This is a genomic window from Streptococcus rupicaprae (genome assembly GCF_040545225.1).
In the GTDB taxonomy this organism is placed as follows: Bacteria; Bacillota; Bacilli; order Lactobacillales; family Streptococcaceae; genus Streptococcus; species Streptococcus rupicaprae.
This window is the reverse complement of record NZ_JBEPLO010000048.1, coordinates 1-5084: the sequence shown is the minus strand read 5'-3', so window position 1 is coordinate 5084 and position 5084 is coordinate 1. Positions and strand designations below refer to the sequence as shown.

Genomic DNA, 5084 nt, shown 5'->3' with positions numbered 1-5084 from the left:
TATGTCCTGTTCTTGTGTTTTCGTCGACTACAAGTATAACATAGAGGTGTTTTTTTCATGCACTTTAAGTGGCTAACTTCATTTTAGAACTTTCATTACTTTTTACTAATACTTATTTTATTTAATATCTTATACGCTATTAAACAGCAAAAAGTATTTACAATTATACTAATCATAATTTCTATCGCTGATGTTTCATACGCTCCTGACAAAATAAACACAGATGATATTGGATAAATGGCTCTTAAAATTTCCTTTGAGGCAAAAAATATTCCCACAAAAGAGTATATCTCAGCGATAATCAGAGCTATCCAGTAGCTCCTTTTAACAAGTCCAATAAGTGCAATAATTGGAGATATTACCATAAAAACGCCTATTCCAGTTAATACATATACAACAAAATAGTGAACTACTTCACTCATATTTACTGCGTGTAAATGCAATACCGTTTCTATAATTAAAGATACCATAAACAATATTAGATAAATAAAAATGCTACCCAATAGAGTAATTATCATTTTGGCAGTTATCATATTTTTTTCATCTATCGGTATTAACTTCAATGATTTAAGTACATCTTCTTGTTCCTCACGACAAATAATATATCCTCCAAATAACGCTATCAGACTTGGCAATACAAAATATGTTGTTAAGGACTGAACCTGTAAAAAATACCATCCAAATGTGTCTATATACTTTTTGCCATCAAATGAAAATTGTCCTTGAAGAAATACAATCCCTAATGTCATTATAAGTGCAAATACAAGCAAAAACATCAATTTTGACCTGTAAAGTTTTTTATATTCAGCAAATAAAAGTGTCTTCATTACCATCCTCTACTCTTCAATAATAATTTTGTAACTATTGAAAATCCAACTACCCATATCCCTATGCAAAGAAGAGAATAAAATATATTTATATCCTGATTTAATATTATTCCCGGGACATCCCTCAAAACAATTGCTGTAGAGCTTGATAATGGATGCACATACATATTAACCATCAAAATTACAAACCCTGAAAAAGCATAAACAATCGTCAAACAAATAGGTAAAATATATTTTTTTGTCAAAAATGCGACAGATAAAATAGGCAGCATAGAAACTGCTAAAAGTCCACTAATCTCAAAACACTTTCTAATAAGAAAAGCAAACAAAGAATAATCTATCTCTATATTATGAATAATTTTCCCAAAAAGAAGCGTAAATAGAATTGACAGACTCATAAATACTAAAGTGTAAATAAGCACAATTACAAATTTGCTAATCAAAAATTTCGTCTTTTGTACCGGAACAATCCATAATGCTTTAAAAGTATCATTCTCATACTCTGCCGACACAATCATTGTAGAAAATATTCCTAATATTATTGGCAAAATCAGCCATAAATTATAACTAAATATTGTCCATTTGAAATATTTCATTACATTGTCTGAAAGGTCTATATTCCCAAAGTATATAGTGGCAAGTAATGGCATTAGGAGTGTTGCCAGAAACATCATCAAAACAACCTTTTTCCTTTTTAATTTAAGAAACTCTACTTTAACTAAATTAAGCAATTCCCTCTCCTCCGGTTATTTTCTTAAAGTAATCCTCCAAAGAATCATTACATGTTTGTGATGAAATCACTGATATTTCATTCATAACCAACAACTTGTTAATTTTTGCCATATCTAATCCATGACTATATATCCTTATATGATTATTATCTTCAACGGAATAATTTGTTATTCCAAATTCTTTTTCCAAAATAGTGGCAGATTTTGATACATCTGATACTTCCAAAATAGTATACTTTCTATTTTTCTTATTTAATTCTTCCATACTGTTTTCTTCTAACAAAACTCCTTTATCTATAATGCCCACTGTATCAGCAAGGAGTGTTATTTCAGATAGAATATGACTGGAAATTAAAATCGTCTTTCCTTTTTTTACACTTAAATCTTTTATAAAGCTTCTAACTTCTGCTATTCCTATTGGATCTAATCCATTTGTTGGTTCATCTAAGATTAAAACCTCAGGATCATGTAAAATTGCATTAGCTATTCCCAGTCTTTGTTTCATTCCTAAAGAATAATTCCCAAAAAGTTTTTTATCTTTATATGGCAGACCAACTACTTCTAAAGCATTTTTAACTGCATTAGGAAAAGCCGTTCCTCTTAACATTGCAAATATTTCCAAATTTTCTGTCCCTGTAAGATTAGGATAAAATCCGGGTGTTTCAATAATTGCACCAATTCTTGGATAAATCTTTTTCTCGTTACCTTTTATGTTTTGATTGAAAACACTTACTTCACCATTCGAAATATCCGTAAGACCCAATATCATCTTCATAATGGTTGTTTTTCCTGCTCCATTTCTCCCTAACAACCCATATATAGAACCTTTTTCAATGTGTAAATTTACAGAATTGACAACCATTTGTTCTCCATAAACCTTTGTCAAATTCTTTGTTTCGATAATATAATTTTTCATTTCACTTTTTCTCCTTATTTTGTAACATCATTTTCTGCACTCTATTACATATTATTTTTTGCTAATCAAATCACTAATATTATTAAAAATTCCCTGTTTTAATTTCCAAATCCCAGTATAGGGCTGTTCAATATAACAGTTACCTTTTTCCTTATATAAATATGCTACACTTGGATTTTTCCCCTCATCTTTGTGATAGAATTTTATTATGATATAGCTATCAACATTCGTAGGTTGGTCGTTTACACTTTCCGTATTATCATTTTCTGAATTATCTTTTATATCACTAATCAGTTTTGATATTTCCTCTTTATCACTAATTATCTTAAAGATTTCAGAAGTATTTTCAATAATTTCTACTTCTGTTATATTTTCAACTTCGGGCAACACTATTTCTTTTTTTATTTCCGCATGCCGTTAAAGCTAAAAAACAAATTACAATTAGTATTATTACAGTATATTTTTTCATTCTCTCACACCTCTATCTAAAAATAATATTTTTTACAAATTAGTCTAATAATTTTGTTTTTTCATGGATTTTATACCGAGTAGAAAAAATAGAATTCCGATTATTGCAATAAAAGATAAACAACTAAACGGTGATGCATTTAGCGGATATCCTCCAACACTATTTTCTACCATTTCTTTAGCAGCAGATGATACATTTTGATAGACTCCTAATAAACTTGCAAGTGGATGTATAGGTATTAAAGTTGATGCACCAAATATCGAGGCGCCTACATAAATCAAGCACATAGAAATCGATAAAATATAACCCTTAGAAAAAGTAGCAATGTAAATCACTGGAAGCATTGCAATCGGAATTAACAAAGCTGCTACTACATATAAAATAGTGGCATCTTTCAATGTAATTAAATTAAAATCTACGAATCCGGCACTTAATACTGCACCCAAAACTGATGACATATATGTTAATACCATCAAAAATATAGTCAGTAATTCTATCAAAATAAATTTCGCAAAAAATACTTCAAATCTACTAACCGAAGTTATTAGTACATTCTTTAACGTGTCATTCTTCCTTTCGTCAAAAAATAACATTGTAGAAATCATTCCAATTACGATTGGCAAGAACACAAAAGTTATATTCTTAAACGCTAAACAATATAAGTCTCCAAAACTATCCATGATAGGACTTTCTCTTGAAATTGAAAATGCTCTTTCAATTGCAAACAAATTCAAGATAACAGTTAGTATAATAATACCTATCAAAATTTTACTTCTCTTCCATTTTTTTATTTCAGCTTTTATCAAGAACATATCGCACCTCCTTAGAATAAATATTGTAAATGATTAACCTTGCCATAATCTTGCGACACTCTTGTTTTTATCTTGCTTCAATAAAAAAAGCCCCCTAAGAGGCTTCCTAAATCAGCTATTTACATTGCAAACTCTACAGTAAAAACAGTTTTTATATTTGGCACACTACTTACGCTTATTTTAGCATTATTTACTCGCAATAATTCTTTGGAGATTGATAATCCAAGACCTGAACCTTTTCTTAATCTTGAACTATCTGCCTGATACATTCTGTCAAATATATATGGTAAGTCCTTTTCACTTATACCATCTCCATTATCTAAAATCGTCAAAATAACTTTTGTATCCGATTCTTCTAATTTCAAATGTACTCTATCACAATTACTATGAACAATAATATTGTTTATAATATTGTTTAAACTTCTAAAATAAGCATTTTCATCTATCCTTATATTACATTCCTGTTCCGGAATTTCAATTTCATAGCTTATATGTTTTTCTTCAAAAACAGGAATCCAATCACTTATGACATTTCTTGTTAATTCGTTCAAATCCTTATCCGCAAAAGAAAACTTCCATTCTCCTGAATCCAATTTTACCCAATCAAAAAGTTTTTCTACAAAATCCTTTAAGTAATGTGCTTTACTTAAAGAAACTTTTATATAGTCATCTTTTTCATCACCTGTAACAAGTCCTTCTTGAACTGCTTCCAAATACCCAACCATAGATGCTAAAGGAGTTTTTACATCATGAGATAAACTTGTCATGAGTGATTTATATGCCTGCTCCGACTGTTTTTGCTCTATTAGTTTATTTTGACTTTGTAGTGTTATCTCATTTATATCGTGGCAAATTTTTTCTGTAGTATCATTTTTCTTAATTAAAATTCTACGATTGTAATCACCATGTTTGATATCAACAAGTACCTCCCTAATCCTATCTATTTCCTTTTTTATATGCGTGATCTTTTTTACTAAATATAGGATCACACATAAAAGTATCAAGATTATGATATTTTTTATATCCATACATCATTCCCCCTTACTAAAACGGTAACCCACGCCTCTTACTGTCAAAATATAGGTCGGTTCTTCAGGGTTAGGTTCTATTTTTTTTCGGAGTTTACTTATAAAGGACATGATATTACTATCATCAAAAAGATAATCTTCTTCCCAAACATTCGTATATATTTGTTTTTTTGTAAAAATTCTCCCTTTGTTAGATGCGAGAAAATATGAGGCCGGGCAAAAACTAGTTTCAAAATAAAACCACGCAGTGATTTCTGTCTTGAAAACAATCAAGATGAAAGAATCACTGTGTGGTTTTTGA

The 5084-nt window shown here is 29.5% G+C and carries 7 protein-coding genes; all 7 read right to left on the bottom strand.

Going from position 1 to position 5084, the window contains the following annotated elements:
* Positions 1-95 precede the first annotated feature (95 nt).
* The gene (locus tag ABID29_RS12125; RefSeq protein WP_435533167.1) at positions 96-833 is read right to left on the bottom strand and encodes an ABC transporter permease; all 738 of its coding nucleotides are present in this window, start codon (positions 831-833) and stop codon (positions 96-98) included.
* Positions 827-1558: an ABC transporter permease gene (locus tag ABID29_RS12120; RefSeq protein WP_354366391.1), complete on the bottom strand. Its 732-nt coding sequence runs from the start codon at positions 1556-1558 to the stop codon at positions 827-829. The genes ABID29_RS12125 and ABID29_RS12120 overlap by 7 nt, the downstream gene beginning before the upstream one ends.
* Entirely contained in the window at positions 1551-2474 is a 924-nt protein-coding gene (locus ABID29_RS12115; protein ID WP_354366389.1) for an ABC transporter ATP-binding protein, read from the bottom strand. Before ABID29_RS12115 ends, ABID29_RS12120 begins: the two co-directional genes overlap by 8 nt.
* A 51-nt stretch (positions 2475-2525) precedes the next feature.
* Positions 2526-2861 (bottom strand): DUF5301 domain-containing protein, encoded by a 336-nt coding sequence (locus ABID29_RS12110; RefSeq protein WP_354366387.1) that lies wholly within the window; start codon positions 2859-2861, stop codon positions 2526-2528.
* A gap of 126 nt (positions 2862-2987) precedes the next feature.
* On the bottom strand, positions 2988-3755 hold the full coding sequence (locus ABID29_RS12105; RefSeq protein WP_354366385.1) for an ABC transporter permease: 768 nt from the start codon (positions 3753-3755) through the stop codon (positions 2988-2990).
* A 119-nt stretch (positions 3756-3874) separates the two neighbouring features.
* Entirely contained in the window at positions 3875-4783 is a 909-nt protein-coding gene (locus tag ABID29_RS12100) for a sensor histidine kinase (protein WP_354366383.1), read from the bottom strand.
* Between the two features lie 3 nt (positions 4784-4786).
* A partial coding sequence (locus ABID29_RS12095; protein ID WP_354366381.1) for a winged helix-turn-helix domain-containing protein occupies positions 4787-5084 on the bottom strand: 298 nt, incomplete at its 5' end.

What these genes read in the sequence shown, in the direction of transcription:
- ABID29_RS12100 (WP_354366383.1), bottom strand. Translation starts at nt 4,783, where the DNA reads ATGGATATAAAAAATATCATAATCTTGATACTTTTATGTGTGATCCTA.
- ABID29_RS12115 (WP_354366389.1), bottom strand. Translation starts at nt 2,474, where the DNA reads ATGAAAAATTATATTATCGAAACAAAGAATTTGACAAAGGTTTATGGA.
- ABID29_RS12105 (WP_354366385.1), bottom strand. Translation starts at nt 3,755, where the DNA reads ATGTTCTTGATAAAAGCTGAAATAAAAAAATGGAAGAGAAGTAAAATT.
- ABID29_RS12125 (WP_435533167.1), bottom strand. Translation starts at nt 833, where the DNA reads ATGGTAATGAAGACACTTTTATTTGCTGAATATAAAAAACTTTACAGG.